This is a genomic window from Pseudomonas sp. URMO17WK12:I11 (assembly GCF_007677725.1).
GTDB lineage: Bacteria > Pseudomonadota > Gammaproteobacteria > Pseudomonadales > Pseudomonadaceae > Aquipseudomonas.
Map to the genome: position 1 here is coordinate 386057 of NZ_VEDF01000005.1, position 21266 is coordinate 407322.

Here is a 21266-nt window from a genome sequence, read left to right on the forward strand (position 1 = left end):
TGTAGCTTGCCGTTTGCCGCTACCAGTAGTTCTCGACGGCGACTTGGCCGGGGCGTTTGCTCAAGCTCAGTTGCAGATCACGGGCTTTGAGGACTTTGCGGGTTTCGTCGATCATCTCGGGGTTGCCGCACAGCATGATGCGCGAATGCTCGGGCGAGAACGGCAGTCCCGCCGCATTTTCCAGCTCGCCGTTCTCGATCAACGTGGTGATCCGCGCATTCAGGGCGCCAGGGTGTTGCTCGCGGGTGACGACCGGGATGAACTGCAACTTGCCGGCGAATTCTGCCAGGTAATCGCGCTGTTGCAGACCGGCGATCTCATCGACGTAGGCCAGCTCCCTGGCCTCCCGGACCGAATACACCAGCTTGATGTTATCGAAGCGCTCCCACGCTTCGAAGTCCTGCAGAATCGACATGAACGGTGCGATACCGGTACCGGTGGCCAGCAGCCACAGGTCGCGCCCGCCAACGAAGCGGTCGAGGGTGAGGTAGCCGAATGCCTGACGGTCGATCATCAGCGTGTCGCCCTCACCCAACCGGCTCAGCTCGCTGGTGAATTCCCCGCCCGGCACCACGATGGAAAAGAAATCGAGGTACTCGTCGTGCGGCGCGCTGACCATCGAATAGGCCCGCCAGACCACACTGCCATCGGCCTTGGTCACACCCAGACGCGCGAACTGACCCGCCCGGAAACGAAACCCAGGATCGCGGCTGACCCGCAAGCTGAACAGGTTGGCGGTCAGCGGCTCAACGGCGAGCAAGGTCTGGCGGGTGAATTTTTCGGCACTGGCACTCATGTGGGGCTCCATCGATAGCAGGCGCCCAGTGTCGCCCAAAGCGCTTGGGATAAAAACCACTGGAGTGTAGGGAGACAGCCGAACGGTTGCTTTTTACACAGGAAAAACTGTAGCGCTATAGCAAAAAAGACCAACAAAAGTGTCAGCTTTTTCCTACACTCATCCGGCACGACACGGATTGACGATAACGACAGGGAGGATGGCAGATGACTCATTGGAACTTTGAGCATCTACATCAGCTGATCAGCGAAAGCTCACCGCAGAAGGTGTTCGACCTGGCGGTGCATCTGGTGCAGGACATGGACCTGGATTTTCTTGGGTTCAAGGTTCGCATCCAGCTGGCAGCGCAGTCCCCACGCCTGTATCTGTATAGCAACTATCCAGCTGAGTGGATCGAGCGCTATCAGCGCGACGACTTCTACCGGCAAGATGCCGCTGCCTTGCTCAGCCAGAACTCGACCATGCCCATCCTGTGGACCGACGAGCTCTATCACGACATGCCCGAGTTTCGTGAGCAAGCCTGCAACCACGGTCTGCGCCACGGCTGGACGCAGTCATTGCATGACCGCCAGCACAATGAAAGCCAGATCAGTGTGAGCAGGCCATTGAACCCGGTGAGCATCGGCGAGCTGTACGACAAGGCCGGCGCCGTGCAGTGGTTGTGCCATACCCTGCACGCGATCATCGGCGAGTACCACCTGGCCAAGCTCAGTACACCAATGAAGATGAGCGAGCGAGAAATCGAAGTGCTCAAATGGTCAGCGGCTGGCAAGACCGCGGCAGACGTCGCCTGCATCCTGTCGCTGTCGCAGAGCACGGTCAACTTCCATATCCGCAGCGTCATCACCAAGACCAATGCTGCGAACAAGGCCGGCGCCATCGCCATCGCCATGATGCGTGGCCTGATCGAGCAGTAGCCAGGCCTGCGACCTTCGCCAAAGCCCTGTAGAATCGCGTACCAAAGCTTGTGGCGGTTGGCCATTAGCAGATCCGTACCCGAGCCAGACGCCATGCCCCTGTTGACCACCCCCTTCGCCGAACTCGACCTGATCCGCCAGCCGGAACAGGCCAACGACCCATTGCAGGCTTTCGATGCCGCTGATCACTACCTGCTCGAGCACCTGCACGCCCAGGGCCTGGCGGCCGACACCCGGGTGCTGGTGCTCAATGACAGCTTCGGCGCCCTGGCGGCGAGCCTGGCCGGCCGTGTGCACGTGGTCAGCAGCGGTGACTCGCACCTGGCGCGCATGGCGCTGGAGAAAAACCTGGCGCGCAATGGCCAGGCGTTCGACAGCGTGCCCTTCGTGCCCGCTAGCGAACAATGGCAGGGGCCGTTCGACCGCGTGCTGGTGCGGGTGCCGAAAACCCTCGCGCTGCTCGAAGAGCAACTGATCCGTCTGCAAGGCCATCTGGCCCCGGGCGCCCAGGTCATTGCCGCCGCCATGATCAAGCACCTGCCACGGGCAGCGGGTGACCTGATGGACAAATACCTCGGCCCGGTGCAGGCGTCACTGGCGCAGAAAAAGGCCCGCCTGTTGACCGCCACGCTGGCCGAGCGCGCTGCCGCCCACTCCCCGTATCCGAGCCATTACCGCCTGGACTCGCCGGCGCTCGAGCTGGTCAACCATGCCAACGTATTCTGCCGCGAGGGCCTCGACATCGGCACCCGCGCTTTCTTGCCGCACTTGCCCACAGGGTTGGGTGATGCACGCGTCGCCGACCTTGGCTGCGGCAACGGCGTGTTGGCGATCGCTTGCGCGATGGCCAACCCCGAGGCCGACTTCACCCTGGTAGACGAGTCCTACATGGCGGTACAGTCAGCACAGGAAAACTGGCGAGCGGCCTTCGCCGAGCGCCCGGTCACGGTGCTACCGGGCGATGGCCTGGCAGGGCTCGAGAAACAATCGCTGGACGTGGTGCTGTGCAACCCGCCCTTCCACCAACAGCAGGTGGTGGGTGACTTTCTCGCCTGGCGCATGTTCCAGCAGGCGCGCGAGGCGCTGGTGGTGGGCGGTGCGCTGTACATCGTCGGCAACCGTCACCTGGGCTACCACAGCAAACTGGCGCGCCTGTTCCGGGGTGTCGAGCAGGTGGCGGCAACGCCCAAGTTCGTGATCCTCAAGGCGCGCAAATGACAGGGGCGGCAGTACGCCGCCCTCTGGCCAAGTTGCCGCCGTTCAATGCGTGGTCAAGCCCGCTGCGGCCATGAACAGGCGCATCACCCAGGCCGCAGCGCCCAGCGCCGCTACGCTCAGCACCCAGATCAGCACCAGCCAGCCCAGGCGCTGCCACAGCGGCTTCTTGTCGTCTACACCCTGCTTGCCCGTCATGCTCATGGCCTCCTAGTGATAGCCATCTTCATGGGTCACCTTGCCGCGGAACACGTAGTAGCTCCAGAAGGTGTACATGAGGATGAACGGCAGGATGATCAACGTGCCCACCAGCATGAAGCCTTGGCTCTGCGCCGGTGCCGCGGCCTCCCAGATCGAGATCGATGGCGGGATGATGTTCGGCCATAGGCTGATGCCAAGGCCGCTGTAGCCCAGGAAGATCAACACCAGCGTCAGCAGGAACGGCGTGTAGTGTGCGTTGCGCGCCACCGCCTTGAGCAAGCCATAGAAGGTCAGCAACACCAGCAGCGGCACGGGCATGAACCACAGCAGGTTGGGCATGGTGAACCAGCGATCGGCGATGTTCGGGTAGGCGATCGGCGTCCACAGGCTGACCAGGCCGATCACTACCAGCAGCACCAAAGCCAATGGTCGGGCGATGTCATGCATCTTTTTCTGCAGCGGCCCTTCGGTCTTCATGATCAGCCAGGTGCAACCCAGCAGGCTGTAGGCGACGATCAGGCCGAGGCCGCTGAACAGGCTGAACGGTGTCAGCCAGTCGAGCGTGCCACCGGCAAAATGCCGATCGACCACCTTGAAGCCTTCCAGGAAGGCGCCCAGCGCCACACCCTGGAAGAATGTCGCCACCAGCGATCCACCGATGAACGCCTTGTCCCACAGGTGACGTTTCTCGTCGGTGGCCTTGAAGCGAAACTCGAAGGCCACGCCGCGAAAGATCAAGCCGATCAGCATCAGGATCAGCGGCAGGTACAGTGCCTCCAGTACCACCGCATAGGCCATCGGGAACGCCCCGAACAGCCCGGCGCCGCCCAACACCAGCCAGGTTTCGTTGCCGTCCCAGACTGGCGCCACGGTGTTCATCATCACATCGCGGTCATGCTCGTGCTTGACGAAGGGAAAGAGCATGCCGATGCCCAGGTCGAAGCCGTCCATCACCACGTACATCATGATGCCGAAGATGATGATCACGGCCCAGATCAGCGGAAGGTCGATACCCATGGCTCAGTTCCCCTCGTGCAGGTTGGCGGAGGTGCCGTCGCTGTGCTCGTCGGCGGCCGACAACGGCCGCGCCGGCGTGCGTTTCTGACCCGGGCCACCCGGGCGCGGAGCATCGCCTTCACCGGTATGCGGGCCTTTGCGGACCAGCCGCATCATGTAGGCGAAACCGGTGCCGAACAGGGCGAAGTACACCACCACGAAAGCGATCAGGGTAAAGCCGAGTTGGCTGTAGCTGTGGTTGGAGACGCCATCGGCCGTGCGCATCAGGCCGTACACCACCCAGGGCTGACGCCCGACCTCGGTGGTGATCCAGCCGGCGAGGATCGCCAGCAGGCCCGACGGCCCCATCCACAGCACGAAATGCAGGAACGGCCGAGAGCTGTACAGCTTGCCGCCCTTGCGCAGCAGCAGGCTCCACAGCCCCGCCGCGATCATCAGCAGGCCCATGGCGACCATGATACGGAATGACCAGAAGATGATTGTCGAGTTGGGCCGGTCTTCAGCCGCGAATTCCTTCATGGCCGGGACCTGCTTGTCCAGGCTGTGGGTCAGGATGAGGCTACCGAGCACCGGGATCTCGATCTTGAAGCGCGTGGTTTCAGCCTTCATGTCGGGGATACCGAACAGAATCAACGGCGTCGGCTCGCCCGGCTCATTTTCCCAATGGCCTTCGATGGCGGCGATCTTGACTGGCTGATGCTTGAGCGTGTTCAAGCCGTGGAAATCGCCGATCACCGCCTGCACCGGGGCGACGATCAGCGCCATCCACATGGCCATCGAGAGCATCTTGCGCACGGCAGGATTGTCTCGGCCACGCAGCAGGTGCCAGGCCGCCGAGGCACCGACGAAGAACGCGGTGGCGACGAAGGCTGCAGTGGCCATGTGCGCCAGACGGAAGGGGAAAGAGGGGTTGAAGATGATCGCCAGCCAGTCCACCGGCACTACCCGGCCATCGATGATCGCGTGGCCCTGGGGCGTATGCATCCAGCTGTTGGAGGCCAGGATCCAGAAGGTCGACACCAAGGTGCCCAGCGCCACCATGCAGGTCGAGAAGAAGTGCAGCCCGCGCCCGACCCGGTTCCAGCCGAACAGCATGACGCCGAGGAAGCCTGCTTCGAGGAAGAATGCCGTGAGCACCTCGTAGGTCAGCAGGGGACCTGTGACCGACCCTGCGAATTCCGAAAACCGACTCCAGTTGGTGCCGAACTGGTAGGCCATGACCAAGCCCGAGACCACGCCCATGCCGAAGTTGACGGCAAAGATCTTCGACCAGAAATGGTAGAGATCGCGGTAAACACGGTTGTCGGTGCGCAACCACAGGCCTTCGAGCACCGCCAGGTAGCTCGCCAGTCCAATGGTGATGGCCGGGAAAAGAATGTGGAACGACACGGTAAAGGCGAACTGCATTCGGGCGAGCTCTAAGGCCTCTATTCCGAACATGGTGCTTCCTCTTCAGATAATTCGGCGTCCGGGCGCGTGGCTCCGTCGCCCACTGCCCCCACGATGTGTCGAGTGCGGCACGTTGGAATTGTTCTGTTGAATCGCAGGGATTTCGGCCAAGGGGCCCTTTCGTTGAATCTGCAACGATTGATCCAGATCAACGACTGCTCAAAGCATAGTCCTGAATAGCCTGCAGGGCCGTGTGGTTGTTTGCCGCGTGACCGGTTGCCCCACCCTCTTCCAAGCGCACCAGGAACGTGCCGATCAGGGCAAACAGTAACCGCTTGTTACAAACAGATGATACGCTGCCCGGCCCCCACCGCGCTGAGCCCGCAGGTCGCCGATGCCCGATTCCGCACCGCAGTTGCTGCGTCACCACCGCCCGTTCATGGCCTTCTGGCTGGCCCGGGTATTCACCGCCAGCGGCTTTCAGATGCTCACCGTGGCGATTGGCTGGCACCTTTACCAGCTCACTGGCAATGTCCTCGACCTGGGCCTGGTCGGGCTGGTCGAATTCGCCCCACGGGTGCTGTTCATGCTGCACACCGGGCACGTCGCCGATCGCTACGACCGGCGCAAGGTGGCGGCGTTGTGTCAAACGCTGCAGGGGCTGATCGCCTTGGCCTTGGCCTTGGGCAGTGCCACTGACAACGTCAGCCGCGAACTGATCTTCGCATTGGCCTTCCTGCTCGGCGCCACGCGTTCGTTCGAAATGCCGGCGACCCAGGCGCTGCTGCCCAACGTGGTGCCACCGGGGCTATTCCCGCGGGCGGTCGCGGCCTCGGCCTCGGCCACCCAATCGGCGACCATCGTCGCCCCGGCGGTTGGCGGTTTCCTCTATGCCTTCGGCAGCATCTGGGTGTACGGCCCGACCGTCGCCCTGTACGCCATCGCCTGCCTGCTGACCCTCAGCCTGCAAGCCCGCGGCCAGGTCGCCCAGCGCGGCCGCGCCAGTCTCGAGTCATTGCTGGCGGGCATTCGCTTCATCCGCAGCCGCCCGGACATCCTCGGCGCCATCTCACTGGACCTGTTCGCCGTGCTGCTCGGCGGCGCCACGGCGCTATTGCCGGTATTCGCCAAGGACATTCTGTTGACCGGTCCGATGGGCCTGGGGCTGCTGCGCTCGGCGCCAGCGGTGGGCGCACTGCTGATGTCGCTGTGGCTGGCGCGTTTCCCGTTCGAGCGCAAGGTCGGGCGCACCATGTTCACGGCGGTCGGCGTGTTCGGCGTGGCGACCATCGCCTTCGGCCTGTCGACGTCATTCTGGTTCTCGTTGGCGGTGCTGGTGGTGCTGGGTGCAGCCGACATGATCAGCATGGTGATTCGCAGCTCGTTCGTGCAATTGGAGACGCCGGACGCAATGCGCGGTCGGGTCAGCGCCGTCAATGGCTTGTTCATCGGCGCTTCGAACCAGCTTGGCGAGTTCGAGTCGGGGCTGACGGCGCACTGGTTCGGCACCGTACCGGCGGTGGTCATGGGCGGCGTCGGCACCTTGCTGGTGACCGGGGTGTGGATAAAACTGTTCCCGACCCTGGCCCGGCGCGACCGCTTGCACGAGGGCTGATGCGCTCCAGTGCGAGGCTTTCCCGAACGGCCATAGGCCCTTGCCGAGCATACTGGTATGATGCGCGGCTTTTTTGAGCCTCCTACAAAAGCACGGCAACCGCTGTGGTCTGTGCTTTGCTGATGGGGTCGATACATTCATGGCGCGAGGGCGTCTTGGGGAGCGGGCATGCTGGACAGGCTGTTTCAACTGAAAGCACACAACACCAACGTGCGCACCGAGATTCTGGCGGGCGTCACTACCTTCCTGGCCATGGCCTACATCCTTTTTGTCAACCCGAGCATCCTCGGCGAGACGGGCATGGACAAAGGGGCGTTGTTCGTCGCCACCTGCCTGGCTGCCGCCATTGGTTCGGCAACCATGGGCCTGATCGCCAACTACCCGATCGCCCTGGCTCCGGGCATGGGCTTGAACGCGTTCTTCACCTACACCGTGGTGCTGCACATGGGGCACACCTGGCAGGTGGCGCTGGGCGCGGTGTTCCTCTCGGCAGTGATGTTCTTCCTGCTGTCGATCCTGCGTATCCGCGAGTGGATCGTGAACAGCATCCCGCTGCCGCTGCGCTCGGCGATCGCCGCCGGTATCGGCCTGTTCCTGGCGCTCATTGCCCTGCACAACGCCGGTATCGTCGTCGATAACCCAGCGACCCTGGTGGGCCTGGGCGATCTCAAGCAGCCTGCGCCGATCCTCGCCACCCTGGGCTTCTTCCTGATCGTCGGGCTGGAAGCGTTGAAAGTACGTGGCGCTGTGCTGATCGGTATCCTGGTGGTCACCGTGGCCTCGATCCTGATGGGCGTGACGCCGTTTGGCGGGGTGATATCGCTGCCACCGTCGCTGGCCCCGACGTTCCTGCAGCTGGACATCAAGGGTGCCCTGGACGTAGGCCTGGTCAGCGTGATCTTCGCCTTCCTGTTCGTCGACCTGTTCGACAACTCCGGGACCTTGATCGGCGTGGCCAAGCGCGCCGGGCTGATGGGCAAGGACGGGCACATGCCGAAGATGGGCCGCGCCCTGATCGCCGACAGCACCGCGGCGATGGCCGGTTCGCTGCTGGGGACCTCGACCACCACCAGCTACATTGAATCCGCCGCTGGCGTCAGCGCCGGGGGCCGTACCGGCCTTACCGCCATCGTGGTCGCCGTGCTGTTCCTGCTGGCGTTGTTCTTCGCCCCCTTGGCTGGCAGTGTGCCAGCCTTCGCCACCGCCCCGGCGCTGCTGTTCGTGGCGGTACTGATGGCGTCTGGCTTGGCTGAAATCAATTGGGACGACGTGACCGAGGCCGCGCCGGTGGTGGTCACCGCCCTGGCCATGCCGCTGACCTACTCGATCGCCAACGGCATCGCCTTCGGTTTCATCGCCTGGACCGCCATCAAGCTGATTTCGGGGCGCCACCGCGACCTGAACGCGGCGCTGGTGATCCTTTCCATCCTGTTCGTCATCAAGCTGGGCTGGTTCAACGCATGAGTGCCGTCTTCGATCCTTGCACCTACGACACCCAGCTGGAGGGCAAAGTCGCCCGCCTGCGCGAGTTGCTGGCGCCCTTCGGCGCGCCGGAGCCGGCCGTTTTCGATTCGCCGCGCGAACACTTCCGCCTGCGCGCCGAATTCCGCCTGTGGCGCGAAGACGGCCAGCGTCACTACGCGATGTTCGCCCCCGGCGACAAGCACAAGGCGATCCTGATCGACGACTTCCCCATCGCCAGCCAGCGCATCAATGAGCTGATGCCGCGCCTGAAGGCTGCCTGGCAGGCCAGCGAGGCGCTGAGCAATCGCCTGTTCCAGGTGGAGTTCCTCACCACGCTGGCCGGCGACGCCATGGTCACGCTGTGCTATCACCGCCCGCTGGACGAGGCCTGGGAAGTTGAAGCCCGACAGCTGGCAGAGCATCTCGGGGTCAGCCTGATCGGCCGCTCGAAAGGCAAACGTCTGGTGATTGGCCGCGATTACGCGCTGGAAAAACTCGACGTGGCCGGGCGCGTGTTCAGCTACCGTCAGCCAGAAGGCGCGTTTACCCAGCCAAATGGCGCGGTCAACCAGAAGATGCTGAGCTGGGCGTGCGAGGCCATGGGCGAGCGTGCTGACGACCTGCTGGAGCTGTACTGCGGCAACGGCAACTTCACCCTGCCGCTGGCCACTCGAGCGCGTCAGGTGCTGGCTACCGAGATCAGCAAGACCTCGGTCAACGCTGCACTGAGCAACCTTGACGAGAACGGCGTGGATAACGTGCGCCTGGTGCGCCTGTCGGCCGAGGAACTGACCCAGGCGCTCAACGACGTGCGCCCGTTCCGCCGCCTGGAAGGGATCGACCTCAAAAGCTACGACTTCGGCACGGTGTTCGTCGACCCGCCGCGCGCGGGCATGGACCCGGATACCTGTGAACTGACCCGGCGTTTCGAGCGAATCCTGTACATCTCGTGCAACCCGGAAACTTTGGCGGCGAATATTGCCCAGTTGCACGACACGCACCGCATCGAGCGTTGCGCGTTGTTCGACCAGTTCCCGTATACCCACCATATGGAGAGTGGGGTGTTGCTGGTTCGGCGCTGACCGGTCAGACCGCTGGAGCCGCTCTGCGGCCCCAGCGGCGCTGCATCAGAAGTCGAAGAACACCGTCTCCCCTTCCCCCTGAATGCGGATATCGAAGCGATAGGCTGTCTTGCCATCGACCTCGCAGCGCGTCGCGACCAGGGTCTGGCGGCGCTGCGGTTGCTCGATCAGGTTGAGCACCGGGCAGTTGGCGTTGGCTTCGCCCTCATCGTCGAAATAAAGCCGGGTGTGCAAGTGGATGTTGATGCCACGGGCAAACAGGCTGATGTTGATGTGCGGCGCCATCGGCACGCCGGCCGCGTTGTTGACCACCCCAGGCTTGACCGTATGCACGGTCCATTCACCGGCGTCGAACGTGGTCGCCGTGCGACCGAAGCTGTTGAAAGGGTTTTCCAGGTCGTAGGCATCCTGGTACTCGCCGTTGGCGTCGGCCTGCCACAGCTCCAGGAATGAATCGCGCACCAGGTGGCCGTTGCCGTCATAGACATGGCCGATCAGCACGATGTGTTCGCCAGGGGCGTGCGGCTTGGCCATGCAGTTCCAGATTTCCTGGTCGCGGGTCGGGTTGCCGGCCGCTTGCAAGGCCAGGCCGATGTGCACATAGGGGCCGGCAGTCTGCGAAGGGGTTTCCGGCAGCAGTTCGATGGGCATGGCGGGTTCCTCAGCAGTTTTCGAAGTGAGTCTTGCGCTGGCCGCGCAGTACGATGTCGAAGCGATAGGCCAGGCAGTCCATGGGGTTGGCGTGGCTCATGTCGAGCTTGGCGATCAGCTGCTGCACCGCTTGCGGGTTGGCGATCGACTTGACGATCGGGCACAGCGGGATCAGCGGGTCACCTTCGAAATACAGCTGGGTGATCAGCTTGGTGGCGATCGACGGGCCACTGACGCCGAAGTGGATATGCGCCGGGCGCCAGTCGTTGGGGCCGTTGCGCCATGGGTACGGGCCGGGCTTGATGGTGCGGAAGCTGTAGTGACCGTCGCGGTCGGTCAGGCAACGCCCGACGCCACCGAAATTCGGGTCCAACGGTGCCAGATAGCGGTCGTTCTTGTGCCGATAGCGGCCGCCAGCGTTGGCTTGCCACATTTCCACCAGGGTATTGGCCACCGGTTTGCCGTACTGGTCGACAACGCGGCCGGCGACGATGATGCGCTCGCCGATGGGCAGGCCACCATTATTGAAGTTCAGCAGCAGGTCGTGGTCGTGCGCACCGAAGCGCAGATGGGAAAAGTCCGGGCCGGTGGTTTCGCTGATCGACTGCGGGATGCTGACCAGCGACTGGCGCGGCGAGCGGGCCACGGAGGTCTTGTAGTCGGGAGTCAAGGCCTTGGGGTGCCAGTTGCGATCACGGATCACGAAGCGGCTATTGTCCTGGGCGGGCATGCCGGTTTCCTCTCTTGGAATTGTCGAAACACCTGTGCAAGGCAGGCGGACGTGCAGTTTCCGGCAGGCCAAAGGGAATGAATACTGAAAAGCAGCCTCCAATACATAACCAAATGGTTATGCATTAGTAGTTTGGCTGAGCTGATCTAATCTATAACCCGATGTTTCACGGCGTGGAGAGCTTTCATGGAATGGCGAAAAGGTCGACGCAGCGACAATGTCGTCGATGCCCGCGGTACAGGTGGTGGCGGTGGCGGCATGCGTTTCGGCGGTGGCAAAGGACTCGGCCTGGGCGCGATCCTGCTGATCGTCGGCATCGGCTGGCTGACGGGCCAGGATCCGCTGCAGATTCTTGGCCAGCTCACCGGGCAGATGGGCCAGCAGCAGCAGGCAGCACCAGCGGGTGCAGGCGGCAAGGCGCCGCCGGCCAACGACGAACAGGCGCAGTTCGTCGCCTCGGTGCTGGGCGATACCGAAGACACCTGGAAGGCGCTGTTTTCCCAGGCCGGCAAACAGTACCGGGACCCCAAGCTGGTGCTGTTCAGCGGCCAGGTGAATTCAGCCTGCGGCTACGCCACTGCCGCAGTGGGACCGTTCTATTGCCCAGCCGACCAGCGGGTTTACCTGGACATGTCGTTCTTCCGGGAAATGGAAACGCGCTTCGCCGCAGCCGGCGACTTCGCCCAGGCCTACGTCATCGCCCATGAAATCGGCCACCATGTGCAGACCCTGCTGGGCGTCTCGGCCAAGGTCGATGCCGCGCGCCGCAGCGGCCAGCGCATGGAGGGCGACAACGGTCTGCTGGTGCGCCAGGAGTTGCAAGCCGACTGCCTGGCCGGGGTCTGGGCCTATCAGGCGCAACAGCGGCTCAACTGGCTGGAGCCAGGCGACGTCGAAGAAGCGCTCAACGCTGCCAATGCCATCGGTGACGATCGCCTGCAGCAGCAAGGTCAGGGCCGCGTGGTGCCCGACTCGTTCACCCACGGCACCTCGGCGCAGCGGGTTCGCTGGTTCAAGGCCGGGTTCGCCAATGGCGAAGTCGACAGCTGCGATACCTTCAGCGCGCGTAACCTTTGACCGATCCCGGGCCGGTCGCCGGCCCGGGTTACAAATCAGCTGAAAAAGCGATTCAGCTTTCCGTGCCGGGTGCCGATAACACCTGCACGATTCAGCGGGCCCCAGAACAATAACGCCCTGCGATCGACGATCAAGTGAGCGAATGAATTTTCTGGAGTGCGTGCATGAACAGCTGGTTTGCCAATATCAGCGTCAACCTCAAACTCGGTCTGGGCTTCGGCCTGGTGCTGTTTCTAACCGGCCTGTTGGCCCTCACCGGCTGGACCAGCCTGGGCAGTCTCATCGACCGCAGCAACTGGATGGGCGATATCGGCCAGCTCAATAAAGACCTGACCGAACTGCGCGTGGCGCGCCTGCAATACATGATCGCCAACGGTGATGATGCCGCCGCCGCCAACACCCTGGCCAAGCTGGACACCTTCAGCAAGCAGCAGCAGTACCTGGTAACCACCTTCACCAGCCCCGCCAACGTTGCGTTGCTCAAGGAACTGGGCCAGACCATCAGCGAGTACAAGGTCTCGCTGGACAAGATGCGCACCGGTTACAAGCACTCGCAGACGGCCCGCGATGCCATGAACGTGCACGCGGCCACTGCCGATCAGGCCCTGGAAACCCTCAGCCGTGACGTCATGTCGCGACCCGAGTCCGACAGCGTGCGCCTGGCTCAGTACCAATTGACCAGCCAGGCGCGCCAACGTCTGTTGCAAGTGCGCGTCGATGTGCGCGGCTACATTGCCGACAACAGCGCCAGCAATGAACAGGCCGCCTTGCGTCAGCTCGAAGGCTCGCTGGCCGACATCGACAAGCTCAAGGGCCAGTTGCCCGCCGAAGCCGCACGCGTGCAGCAGTTCGAGCAAGCCGTGCTCGGCTACCGCGATGCCGTGCGCCAGTTCCGCGATGCCGTCGCCGAGATTGCCGTGGCGCGCGCCGAGATGACGGTCGAAGGCGCCGACATCGTCAAGCGCAGCGATGCCCTGTACAAGATCCAGATCGAACGCCGCGACGCCGAAAGCAGCGAAGCGCGCAGCCTGCAGATGATTGCCACGTTGCTGGCGCTGCTGGCCGGGGTCATCGCCGCCGTGGTCATCACCCGCCAGATCACCCTGCCCCTGCGCGACACCCTGCAATCGGTGGAACGCATCGCCGGTGGCGACCTGACTCACGAGCTGCGCGTTACCCGCCGTGACGAGATCGGCGTGTTGCAACAAGGCATCGCGCGCATGGGCACGACCCTGCGCGAACTGATCGCCGGCATCCGCGATGGCGTCACCCAGATCGCCAGCGCCGCCGAAGAACTGTCGGCGGTCACCGAGCAGACCAGCGCCGGCGCCAACAGCCAGAAGGTCGAGACCGACCAGGTGGCCACCGCCATGCATGAAATGGCTGCCACCGTTCAAGAGGTGGCGCGTAACGCCGAGCAGGCTTCGCATGCCGCTACCGGTGCCGATGATGAAGCACGGGCCGGTGATCGGGTGGTCGCCGAGGCGATCAGCCAGATCGAGCGCCTGGCCGGTGAAGTGCATCGCTCCACCGAAGCCATGAACCTGTTGCAGCAGGAAAGCCAGAAGATCGGCAGCGTCATGGATGTGATCAAGTCGGTGGCCGAGCAGACCAACCTGCTGGCACTCAACGCCGCCATTGAAGCGGCCCGCGCCGGCGAGGCCGGGCGCGGCTTCGCGGTAGTCGCCGACGAAGTGCGCGGCCTGGCCCAACGCACGCAGAAATCCACCGAAGAGATCGAAGAGCTGGTGGCCAGTCTGCAGCATGGCACCCAGCAGGTAGCCAATGCCATGCAAGGCAGCCGCACGCTGACCGACAGCAGTGTCGAGCTGGCGCGCAAGGCCGGCAGTTCGCTCGAGAACATCACCAGCACGGTGTCGAGCATCCAGTCGATGAACCAGCAGATTGCAGCGGCGGCCGAGCAGCAGAGCGCAGTGGCTGAGGAGATCAGCCGCAGCATTCTGAATGTTCGCGACGTGTCGGAGCAAACCGCTGCGGCGAGCGACGAAACCGCCGCCTCCAGCGTCGAGCTGGCGCGCCTGGGTGGTCAGCTGCAGATGCTGGTCAGCCAGTTCCGCGTCTGATCTGAGCACCTGTGGCGAGCCTGGCGATACGATCGCTCAGGCTTGCCACAGGGGCGCCTTTGCCCCCCGCTTATTTGACGATCATCCCTACCCCACGCCCGCGCGGATCGGACGCGGTTTCGACCTTGGCGCCGTCGATGCGAATCGCCTGAATGTCGCCCATCTCCCAGCCTTGATCCTCCAGCACATAGCCCATTTTCTTCAGCTCATCGGCCGCAGGCCCGGTCAACGGCGCGTAGCTGTCGTAATAAATGGTGTCCTTGGGCAGCAGCTGGTGGTGCACACGCTGCGCCGCCACAGCTTTCTCCAGCGGCATGTCGTAGTCATAAAGGTTGTTCATCACCTGGAAGATCGAGGTGAAGATCCGCGAACCGCCTGGAGTGCCGATCACCAGCTCGACCTTGCCATCGCGGGTCATCAGGCTAGGGCTCATCGACGACAGCATGCGCTTGCCCGGCTCGATGGCGTTGGCGTCGCCGCCGACCACGCCAAAGGCATTGGCTGCACCGGGCTTGGCGCTGAAATCATCCATTTCGTCGTTGAGCAGGAAGCCTGCGCCCTTGACCACCACGCCACTGCCGTAGTCGAGGTTGAGGGTGTAGGTGTTGCTGACCGCATTGCCTTGCTTGTCGACGATCGAGAAGTGGGTGGTCTGATGCGGCTCCAGGCCGGGCTTGACCTGGTCGGTCGCGGAAATCGCCTTGGGGTCGACCTGGGCGGCGCGCTTGGCCAGGTAATCCTTGGCCACCAGTTGATCGACCGGCACTTTGGTGAAGGCCGGGTCACCCAGGTAGTCGGCGCGGTCGGCGAACACGCGCTTCTCGATCTCGGCCAGCAGGTGGATGTACTGCGCTGAGTTGTGCGCCACCCCTTTGAAATCGGCCGCGCGGTCCTCCTTGATGCCCAGCAGCTGGGCCAGGGCCACGCCGCCGGAGCTCGGCGGTGGCGCGGTGTAGACGACATTACCGCGCCAGCTCAGGGCCATCGGCTCGCGCCACACGGCCTTGTAGTCCTTGAGGTCTTGCTTGCTGATCAGGCCATTATCGGCCTGCATTTGCGCCACCAGCAGATCTGCAGTCTTGCCCTGATAGAACTCGCTGACCCCTTTGTCGGCGATGCGCTCGAGGGTTTGCGCCATTTCAGGCTGCTTGAACAGCTCGCCGACTTTCATGCTGCCGAAGTAGTCGTTGAAATTGGTCGCGGTCTTGAACAGGCCCTGGGCGTCGTTGCGGTATTGATACTGTTTTTCCGCAACCTTGAAGCCGTTTTTGGCGTAGCCGATGGCAGGGGTCAGCAGTTCGCTCCACGGCAGCTTGCCAAACTTCTGGTGCGCTTCCCACATACCCATCACCGTGCCGGGCACCCCGGCTGCGCGCACGCCCACCAGGCTGAGGTTTTCGATCACCTCGCCTTTGTCATCCAGGTACATGTTGCGCGTCGCCGCTTTAGGCGCCACTTCACGATAGTCGAGGAAGTACGCCTTGCCGTCGACGAACAAGGTCATGAAGCCGCCACCCCCGATGTTGCCGGCTTCCGGATAGGTCACTGCCAGGGTGAAGGCAGTGGCCACGGCAGCATCCACCGCGTTGCCGCCTTTTTTGAGGATATCGGCAGCTACCTGTGCACCATATTGATCGGGTGCAGCCACCGCGCCGCCTTCGAGCGTAGCGGCAAAGGTCGACGAACAGCTCAGGAGCGCGGCTGTCAGAGCCAGGTACTGAAACGGGACAATACGCATGACACGTCCTTGGTGTTGTTTTTGTTGAGCAGTCAGTAAGGCCGAAGCCACGGCACTGCGCAATCGACCCAAGGGACTTTCGCCGCCTGTAGACACAAACTGTCGCGTTCAGGCAACTCAGCAGGCGTACATGGCCAGCTTGCGCTGGATGAAATCGAGAAAGCATTGAATGCGCAGGGCCAGCTGGGTGTTGCGGTAGTACACCGCATGGATCGGCTGTCGATAGCCGTTGTTGGCCTCGCTGAGCAAGACCTTAAGGCGGCCTTGGCGGATGTCTTCGTGGGTCATGAAGTGCGACAGGCTGACGATGCCCTCCCCGGCCAGCGCCAACTGACGCAGCGTTTCGCCGCTGGAGGCGACCAGTGCCGGGCGGATGCGCCAATGATCGCCCTCGGCGTGGCGCAGCGGCCAGCGGTTGAGCGATTCGGGCTGACTGAAGCCGAGCAAGGTGTGCCCATGCAGATCCTCGACCCTTCGCGGCGTGCCGTGGCGTTGCAGGTATGCGGGACTGGCCAAGACCTGGACCGGGCTGCAACCCAGCGAACGGGCATGCAGGCTGGAGTCGGCCAGCTCACCGATGCGAATGGCCACGTCGGTGCTCTGTTCGAGCAGGTCGATGATCAGGTCGTCGGTGTTGAGCTCCAGCTCGATGCCTGGGTACTGCCGGCGAAAGTCGCCGATCCACGGCACGATGGCATGCAGCATGAATGGCGCGGCGGCATTGATGCGCAGGCGCCCGGATGGGCTCTGGCGGCTCATCGATAGACGCTCCTCCATCTCGTCCATCTGCTCCAGCACCTTGCGCGCGCTGTCGAGAAACACCCGCCCCTCTTCGGTCAGGTCCATGCGCCGCGTGGTGCGATTGACCAGCGTGGTGCCCAGCTTGGCCTCCAGGCGTGACAGCGTGCGACTGACGGCAGACGGGGTCTGGCCAAGCTGCTCGGCGGCGGCGGAGATCGAGCCGCTGTCGATGACGGCGACGAACACCTGAAGTTCTTCTGAGCGGATTTTCACAGCAGGTCCTGGGGCGAATTGATGCTGGATTAGATAGCCGCTTGGCGGCAGCAAGTCCAGCCCGCCCGCGGCGATAGGTTACTGGACCTTGCCAAACACCTGGTGCAGATGCGCTCGATAGGCCGCCAAAGCTGCCGGCACATCCGGGCGCTTCATCACATCCACGGCCAGGAAGGTCGGCAGGCCGGTCATGCCAAGGAATTGGTTGGCCTTGTGGAATGGGAAATACACGGCATCCACGCCCTTGCCCTCGAAGAAATCCGCGGGGTCATCGAAAGCCTGCTGCGGCGCGTTCCAGGTCAGCGAGAGCATGTACTGCTTGCCCTGGATCAGGCCGCCGCTGCCGTATTTCTGGGTATGGTCCGAACGGGTGCGCCCATCGCTGGCGTACAGGCTGCCGTGACCTTCGGTGAACACTTCGTCGAGGTACTTCTTCACCGTCCACGGGGCACCCATCCACCAGCCGGGCATCTGATAGATGATCACATCGGCCCAGAGGAATTTCTCCACCTCGGCCTTGATGTCGTAGCCGCCGTCAATGAAGGTCTGTTGTACATCAAAGCCTGCATGGTCCAGATAGGCCAGTGCGGCATCGTGCAGGGTCTGGTTGAGTCGGCCATCGGAATGGGCGAATTGCTTGCCACCGTTGAGCAGAAGGATCTTTTTCATGCTGGCCTCCCCGGCCTGGTCAATCATCGAGGTCGGCAGGTTAGTGTTTCCGGGCACGCGGAAACAGCGCAGGCAGGGCAAATGACATTTGCCTGCAGATCAAGAATAATTCACCCATTGTTGCCTTAGAATTGGCTCACCTTCTGTTCACCGTGGAGATCCAGCATGAGCGAGCAACACGCCTTCATCCTTAAAGCCAAGACCCGTCCGGACATGGCTGACGCCTTCGAGACCCTGTTCCGCGCCTATGTCGAACCGAGCCGACAAGAACCCGGCTGCATCGAATACCACATGCTGCGCGACCAGCAGGACCCGACGCTGTTCGTGTTCTTCGAAGTCTGGGCCAGCAAAGCGGCACTGGACGAACATTCGGCCCTGCCGCACATGGCGGAATTCTTTGCCAAGCGCATGGAATACCTGGAGCGCGACTTCGACATCCAGCCCATCGTGATGCTCAGTGCCTCGTCTGCCAATCGGTGACGGCACAATGGCCAAGCGATAACGCTCGCAAGGCAGCAGAGGCCCAAAAACCTGAACCTAGCGAGTTCACCGCGCGATGTGGGAGGCTGCTCAGCGCACGGTAGGAAACATCGCTTAGCGCTTACAGACACTTAAGTGTCGAGCCCAGGCAACTGCAGCGGCGGGGATGGTCATAAGGTGGCGAGTCATTCAGCCAGTCACCAGGAGTTGTGCCATGTCCGATTTCATCACCGTCCTGCGCGAAACCTGCCCGACGCCGGTCGTGAACGCCACCAAGTGGAAGCGCATCGGCGGCGATCCGCACACCGTCAACCTCAATGCTTATCTGTCGGCCGATGGCAGCAAGATCATGGGCACGTGGATCTGCACGCCTGGCAAATTCGAGGTCAACTATGACAAGTGGGAGTTCTGCCACTTCCTCGACGGGTACTGCATCGTGACGCCGGAAGGTGAAGAACCCAAGCACTTGAAGGCCGGCGATGTGTTCGTGATCGAACCTGGGATGAAGGGTACCTGGGAAGTGGTCGAAACCGTGCGCAAGTATTTCGTCTTCGCCTGACGCTGTGGGCCGCTCGCTCCCTATCGCTGGAGCGAGCGTGCCAGGGGCCTTGCCTCAATCTTTCTTGCGATAGCCTTCGATGATCGCCGAGAAGTCCTTGCCGCCCTCGCCGCGCAGGCTCATGGCCTGGTACAGCTGCTGGGCCACCGCGCCGAGGATCACCGGCTGGTGCGCCTGTCGTGCGGCTTCGGTGGCCAGCCCCAGATCCTTGAGCATCAGTTCAGCGCCGAATCCACCGGTATAGCCGCGTGAGGCCGGGGCGGTCTCGATGATGCCCGGCCAGGGATTGTAGGTATCGGAGCTCCAGCAACGCCCGGTGGAACTGTTGATGATGCCGGCCAGCACCTGGGTATCGATGCCCAGGGCGTTGCCCAGGGCCATGGCTTCCGATACCCCGATCATCGAGATGCCGAGCAGCAGGTTGTTGCAGATCTTGGCGATCTGCCCAGTGCCTACGTCGCCGCAATGCACGATGTTACGGCCCATCTGCTTGAGCACCGGTTCAAGGGTGGCGAACAGCTCGGCGCTGGCGCCGACCATGAACGTCAACGTACCTGCCGCAGCCCCGCCAGTGCCGCCAGACACCGGCGCATCGCCCAAGTCCACACCCTTGGCAGCGGCGGCCTTGAACACCTCGCGGGCGGTTTGCGGGTCAATGGTGCTGCAGTCCACCGTCGGCGTACCGGGGCGAATACCGGCCAGCACGCCGTCTTCTTCATTGAGGTAGACCGCGCGCACATGCGCCGCTGCCGGCAGCATGGTGATGACCAGTTCGCTGTTCGCTGCAGCGTCCTTGGGCGAAGCGCTGACCTGCCCACCGAGCTCGGCAAGCTCCGCCAACACGCTCTGGTTGAGGTCGAACAGATGCAACTGGTGCCCAGCCTTGAGCAAATTACGGGCCATGGGCGCGCCCATGTTGCCCAAGCCGATGAATGCAATTCGCATGGCGTGCTCCTTAGCGCAGGCTGATGGTGGTGTTGACCCCGTCGTTGACGCTGTCGTCATCGAACCAGCGGGCGGTGACGGTCTTGGTCTGGGTGTAGAACTGCACCACCTGTTTGCCGTAAGGGCCGAGGTCGCCCAGCTTGGAGCCGCGCGAACCGGTGAAGCTGAAGAACGGCACCGGCACTGGAATCGGGATGTTGATGCCCACCTGGCCGATGTCGATTTCGCTCTGGAACTTGCGCGCCGCCGCCCCGCTCTGGGTAAACAGCCCGGTGCCGTTGCCGAACGGGTTGGCGTTGACCAGGGCGATGGCTTCATCAAGGGTGTCGACCTCAACGGTGACCAGCACCGGGCCGAAAATTTCCTGGGTGTACACCTGCATGTCGGTCTTGACCCCAGAGAACAGGGTTGGGCCGATGAAATTACCCTGCTCGTAGCCTGGGACCTGCACATCACGGCCATCGAGTTCGAGAGTGGCGCCTTGCGCGACGCCGCTTTCGATCAAGCTCAACACGCGCTCCTTGGCGCGCTTGGAAACGACCGGCCCGACATCCGTGCCCGGCTCGCAACCGGCATTGACCTTGAGCTTGCTGGCGGCGGCCTTGATATCCGGCAGCCACTCCCGGGCCTTGCCCACCAGTACTGCCACCGAGGTCGCCATGCAGCGTTGGCCGGCTGCGCCGAACGCGGCACCGACCAGCGCATTGATGGTTTGCGTGCGATTGGCGTCGGGCAGCACCACGGCGTGGTTCTTGGCGCCCATCATCGATTGCACACGCTTGCCGTGCTGACTGGCCAGGTTATAGACGTGGGTGCCGACCTCGGTCGAACCGACGAAGGAAATCGCCTTGATATCGCTGTGGGTACACAAGGCATCGACCACCTGCTTGCCGCCGTGCACCACGTTGAGCACACCGGCCGGCACCCCGGCTTCCAGCGCCAGCTCTACCAATAGCAGGGTCGACAGCGGATCCTGCTCGGAGGGTTTCAGGACAAAGGTGTTGCCACAGCCGATGGCCATCGGGAACATCCACAGCGGGATCATCGCCGGGAAGTTGAACGGCGTGATGCCGGCGCATACGCCGATCGGCTGCCGCAGGGTGTAGGTGTCCACGCCGGAGGCCACGTTCTCGGCGAACTCACCCATCTGCAAGGTGCCGATGGAAGCGGCGTGCTCCACCACTTCCAGGCCTCGGAAAATATCGCCCTCGGCGTCGGCGATGGTCTTGCCCTGCTCGGCGCTGAGGACTTGGGCGATGCGCTTGCTGTGCTCGCGAATCAACGCCTGCAGCTTGAGCATGATGCGCATGCGCGCGCCGATCGGGGTGTCGCGCCAGGTCTTGAAGGCGCGCTGGGCGGCAGCCACGGCAGCGTCCACTTCTTCGGCAGTGGCAAACGGTACCCGCGCCAGCACCGCCTGGGTTGCAGGGTTGACGATGTCGCGCCATTCGGTGGTCTGCGACTCGACCCACTGACCGTCGATCAGCAGCTTGGCCTGCTCGACCTTGGTCTGGTCCGGGGACTGGGGTGCGTTCATCTGCGTGCTCCTTGGAATTATTGTCAGGGCGAGAGCGTCAGCGCCGAGCCCTTTGCACAGTGGCGCCGGGGGGCTTTTATCGAGTA

20 protein-coding genes are annotated in these 21266 nt (G+C 63.0%); 9 read left to right on the forward strand and 11 right to left on the reverse strand.

All coding sequences use genetic code 11. The features are described from left to right. Window positions 1-19: 19 nt before the first annotated feature. Window positions 20-796: a ferredoxin--NADP reductase gene (locus FS665_RS12860; protein ID WP_145188626.1), complete on the reverse strand. Its 777-nt coding sequence runs from the start codon at window positions 794-796 to the stop codon at window positions 20-22. A 206-nt stretch (window positions 797-1002) separates the two neighbouring features. On the opposite strand from FS665_RS12860, the gene FS665_RS12865 reads away from it, so the two are divergent. Further along, window positions 1003-1713: an autoinducer binding domain-containing protein gene (locus FS665_RS12865; RefSeq protein WP_145188628.1), complete on the forward strand. Its 711-nt coding sequence runs from the start codon at window positions 1003-1005 to the stop codon at window positions 1711-1713. 93 nt (window positions 1714-1806) lie between these two features. Next, on the forward strand, window positions 1807-2931 hold the full coding sequence (locus FS665_RS12870; RefSeq protein WP_145188631.1) for a methyltransferase: 1125 nt from the start codon (window positions 1807-1809) through the stop codon (window positions 2929-2931). Between the two features lie 42 nt (window positions 2932-2973). On the opposite strand, the gene FS665_RS12875 is transcribed toward FS665_RS12870, so the two are convergent. The 3 genes from FS665_RS12875 to FS665_RS12885 are packed head-to-tail and all read right to left on the reverse strand — an operon-like array spanning window position 2974 to window position 5586. Next, entirely contained in the window at window positions 2974-3126 is a 153-nt protein-coding gene (locus tag FS665_RS12875) for a DUF2474 domain-containing protein (protein ID WP_145188634.1), read from the reverse strand. A 12-nt stretch (window positions 3127-3138) separates the two neighbouring features. Continuing rightward, on the reverse strand, window positions 3139-4146 hold the full coding sequence (cydB, locus tag FS665_RS12880) for a cytochrome d ubiquinol oxidase subunit II (RefSeq protein WP_145188638.1): 1008 nt from the start codon (window positions 4144-4146) through the stop codon (window positions 3139-3141). 3 nt (window positions 4147-4149) lie between these two features. Then, window positions 4150-5586 carry a cytochrome ubiquinol oxidase subunit I gene (locus FS665_RS12885; protein ID WP_145188641.1) on the reverse strand — a complete coding sequence of 479 codons (1437 nt, stop codon included), beginning with the start codon at window positions 5584-5586 and terminating at the stop codon, window positions 4150-4152. A 343-nt stretch (window positions 5587-5929) separates the two neighbouring features. Here FS665_RS12885 and FS665_RS12890 point away from each other — a divergent pair, with 343 nt between their 5' ends. The 3 genes from FS665_RS12890 (at window position 5930) to trmA (ending at window position 9696) form a co-directional block, all read left to right on the forward strand. Continuing rightward, on the forward strand, window positions 5930-7150 hold the full coding sequence (locus FS665_RS12890) for an MFS transporter (protein ID WP_145188643.1): 1221 nt from the start codon (window positions 5930-5932) through the stop codon (window positions 7148-7150). Window positions 7151-7318: 168 nt separating this feature from the next. Beyond that, window positions 7319-8614 (forward strand): NCS2 family permease, encoded by a 1296-nt coding sequence (locus FS665_RS12895; RefSeq protein WP_145188646.1) that lies wholly within the window; start codon window positions 7319-7321, stop codon window positions 8612-8614. Further along, window positions 8611-9696, forward strand: coding sequence for a tRNA (uridine(54)-C5)-methyltransferase TrmA (gene trmA / locus FS665_RS12900; protein WP_145188649.1), 1086 nt, complete (start codon window positions 8611-8613; stop codon window positions 9694-9696). Before FS665_RS12895 ends, trmA begins: the two co-directional genes overlap by 4 nt. A gap of 45 nt (window positions 9697-9741) precedes the next feature. Here trmA and pcaG read toward each other — a convergent pair whose 3' ends face one another. Then, complete coding sequence (pcaG, locus tag FS665_RS12905; RefSeq protein WP_145188652.1) at window positions 9742-10347, reverse strand: protocatechuate 3,4-dioxygenase subunit alpha; 606 nt, start codon at window positions 10345-10347, stop codon at window positions 9742-9744. A 10-nt stretch (window positions 10348-10357) separates the two neighbouring features. Next, window positions 10358-11077 carry a protocatechuate 3,4-dioxygenase subunit beta gene (gene pcaH / locus FS665_RS12910; RefSeq protein WP_145188655.1) on the reverse strand — a complete coding sequence of 240 codons (720 nt, stop codon included), beginning with the start codon at window positions 11075-11077 and terminating at the stop codon, window positions 10358-10360. A gap of 186 nt (window positions 11078-11263) precedes the next feature. Between pcaH and FS665_RS12915 the strand changes: the two genes are divergently transcribed. Next, complete coding sequence (locus FS665_RS12915; protein ID WP_145188657.1) at window positions 11264-12154, forward strand: neutral zinc metallopeptidase; 891 nt, start codon at window positions 11264-11266, stop codon at window positions 12152-12154. Window positions 12155-12318: 164 nt separating this feature from the next. After that, entirely contained in the window at window positions 12319-14238 is a 1920-nt protein-coding gene (locus FS665_RS12920) for a methyl-accepting chemotaxis protein (RefSeq protein ID WP_145188660.1), read from the forward strand. Window positions 14239-14308: 70 nt separating this feature from the next. Here the strand turns inward: FS665_RS12920 and ggt are convergent, their stop codons facing one another. The 3 genes from ggt to FS665_RS12935 all read right to left on the reverse strand — a co-directional run bounded on the left by ggt (window position 14309) and on the right by FS665_RS12935 (window position 17659). Beyond that, window positions 14309-15976: a gamma-glutamyltransferase gene (gene ggt, locus FS665_RS12925; protein ID WP_145188662.1), complete on the reverse strand. Its 1668-nt coding sequence runs from the start codon at window positions 15974-15976 to the stop codon at window positions 14309-14311. A 117-nt stretch (window positions 15977-16093) separates the two neighbouring features. Then, on the reverse strand, window positions 16094-16990 hold the full coding sequence (locus FS665_RS12930) for a LysR family transcriptional regulator (RefSeq protein ID WP_145188665.1): 897 nt from the start codon (window positions 16988-16990) through the stop codon (window positions 16094-16096). Between the two features lie 78 nt (window positions 16991-17068). Then, window positions 17069-17659: an NAD(P)H-dependent oxidoreductase gene (locus FS665_RS12935; protein ID WP_145188668.1), complete on the reverse strand. Its 591-nt coding sequence runs from the start codon at window positions 17657-17659 to the stop codon at window positions 17069-17071. Between the two features lie 165 nt (window positions 17660-17824). Between FS665_RS12935 and FS665_RS12940 the strand changes: the two genes are divergently transcribed. Next, window positions 17825-18139 carry a putative quinol monooxygenase gene (locus FS665_RS12940; protein ID WP_145188671.1) on the forward strand — a complete coding sequence of 105 codons (315 nt, stop codon included), beginning with the start codon at window positions 17825-17827 and terminating at the stop codon, window positions 18137-18139. A 214-nt stretch (window positions 18140-18353) separates the two neighbouring features. Further along, window positions 18354-18698 carry a cupin domain-containing protein gene (locus FS665_RS12945; RefSeq protein WP_145188674.1) on the forward strand — a complete coding sequence of 115 codons (345 nt, stop codon included), beginning with the start codon at window positions 18354-18356 and terminating at the stop codon, window positions 18696-18698. Between the two features lie 54 nt (window positions 18699-18752). On the opposite strand, the gene mmsB is transcribed toward FS665_RS12945, so the two are convergent. Beyond that, window positions 18753-19643: a 3-hydroxyisobutyrate dehydrogenase gene (mmsB, locus tag FS665_RS12950; RefSeq protein WP_145188677.1), complete on the reverse strand. Its 891-nt coding sequence runs from the start codon at window positions 19641-19643 to the stop codon at window positions 18753-18755. Window positions 19644-19653: 10 nt separating this feature from the next. Beyond that, complete coding sequence (locus FS665_RS12955; RefSeq protein WP_145188680.1) at window positions 19654-21180, reverse strand: CoA-acylating methylmalonate-semialdehyde dehydrogenase; 1527 nt, start codon at window positions 21178-21180, stop codon at window positions 19654-19656. Between the last annotated feature and the right edge of the window lie 86 nt (window positions 21181-21266).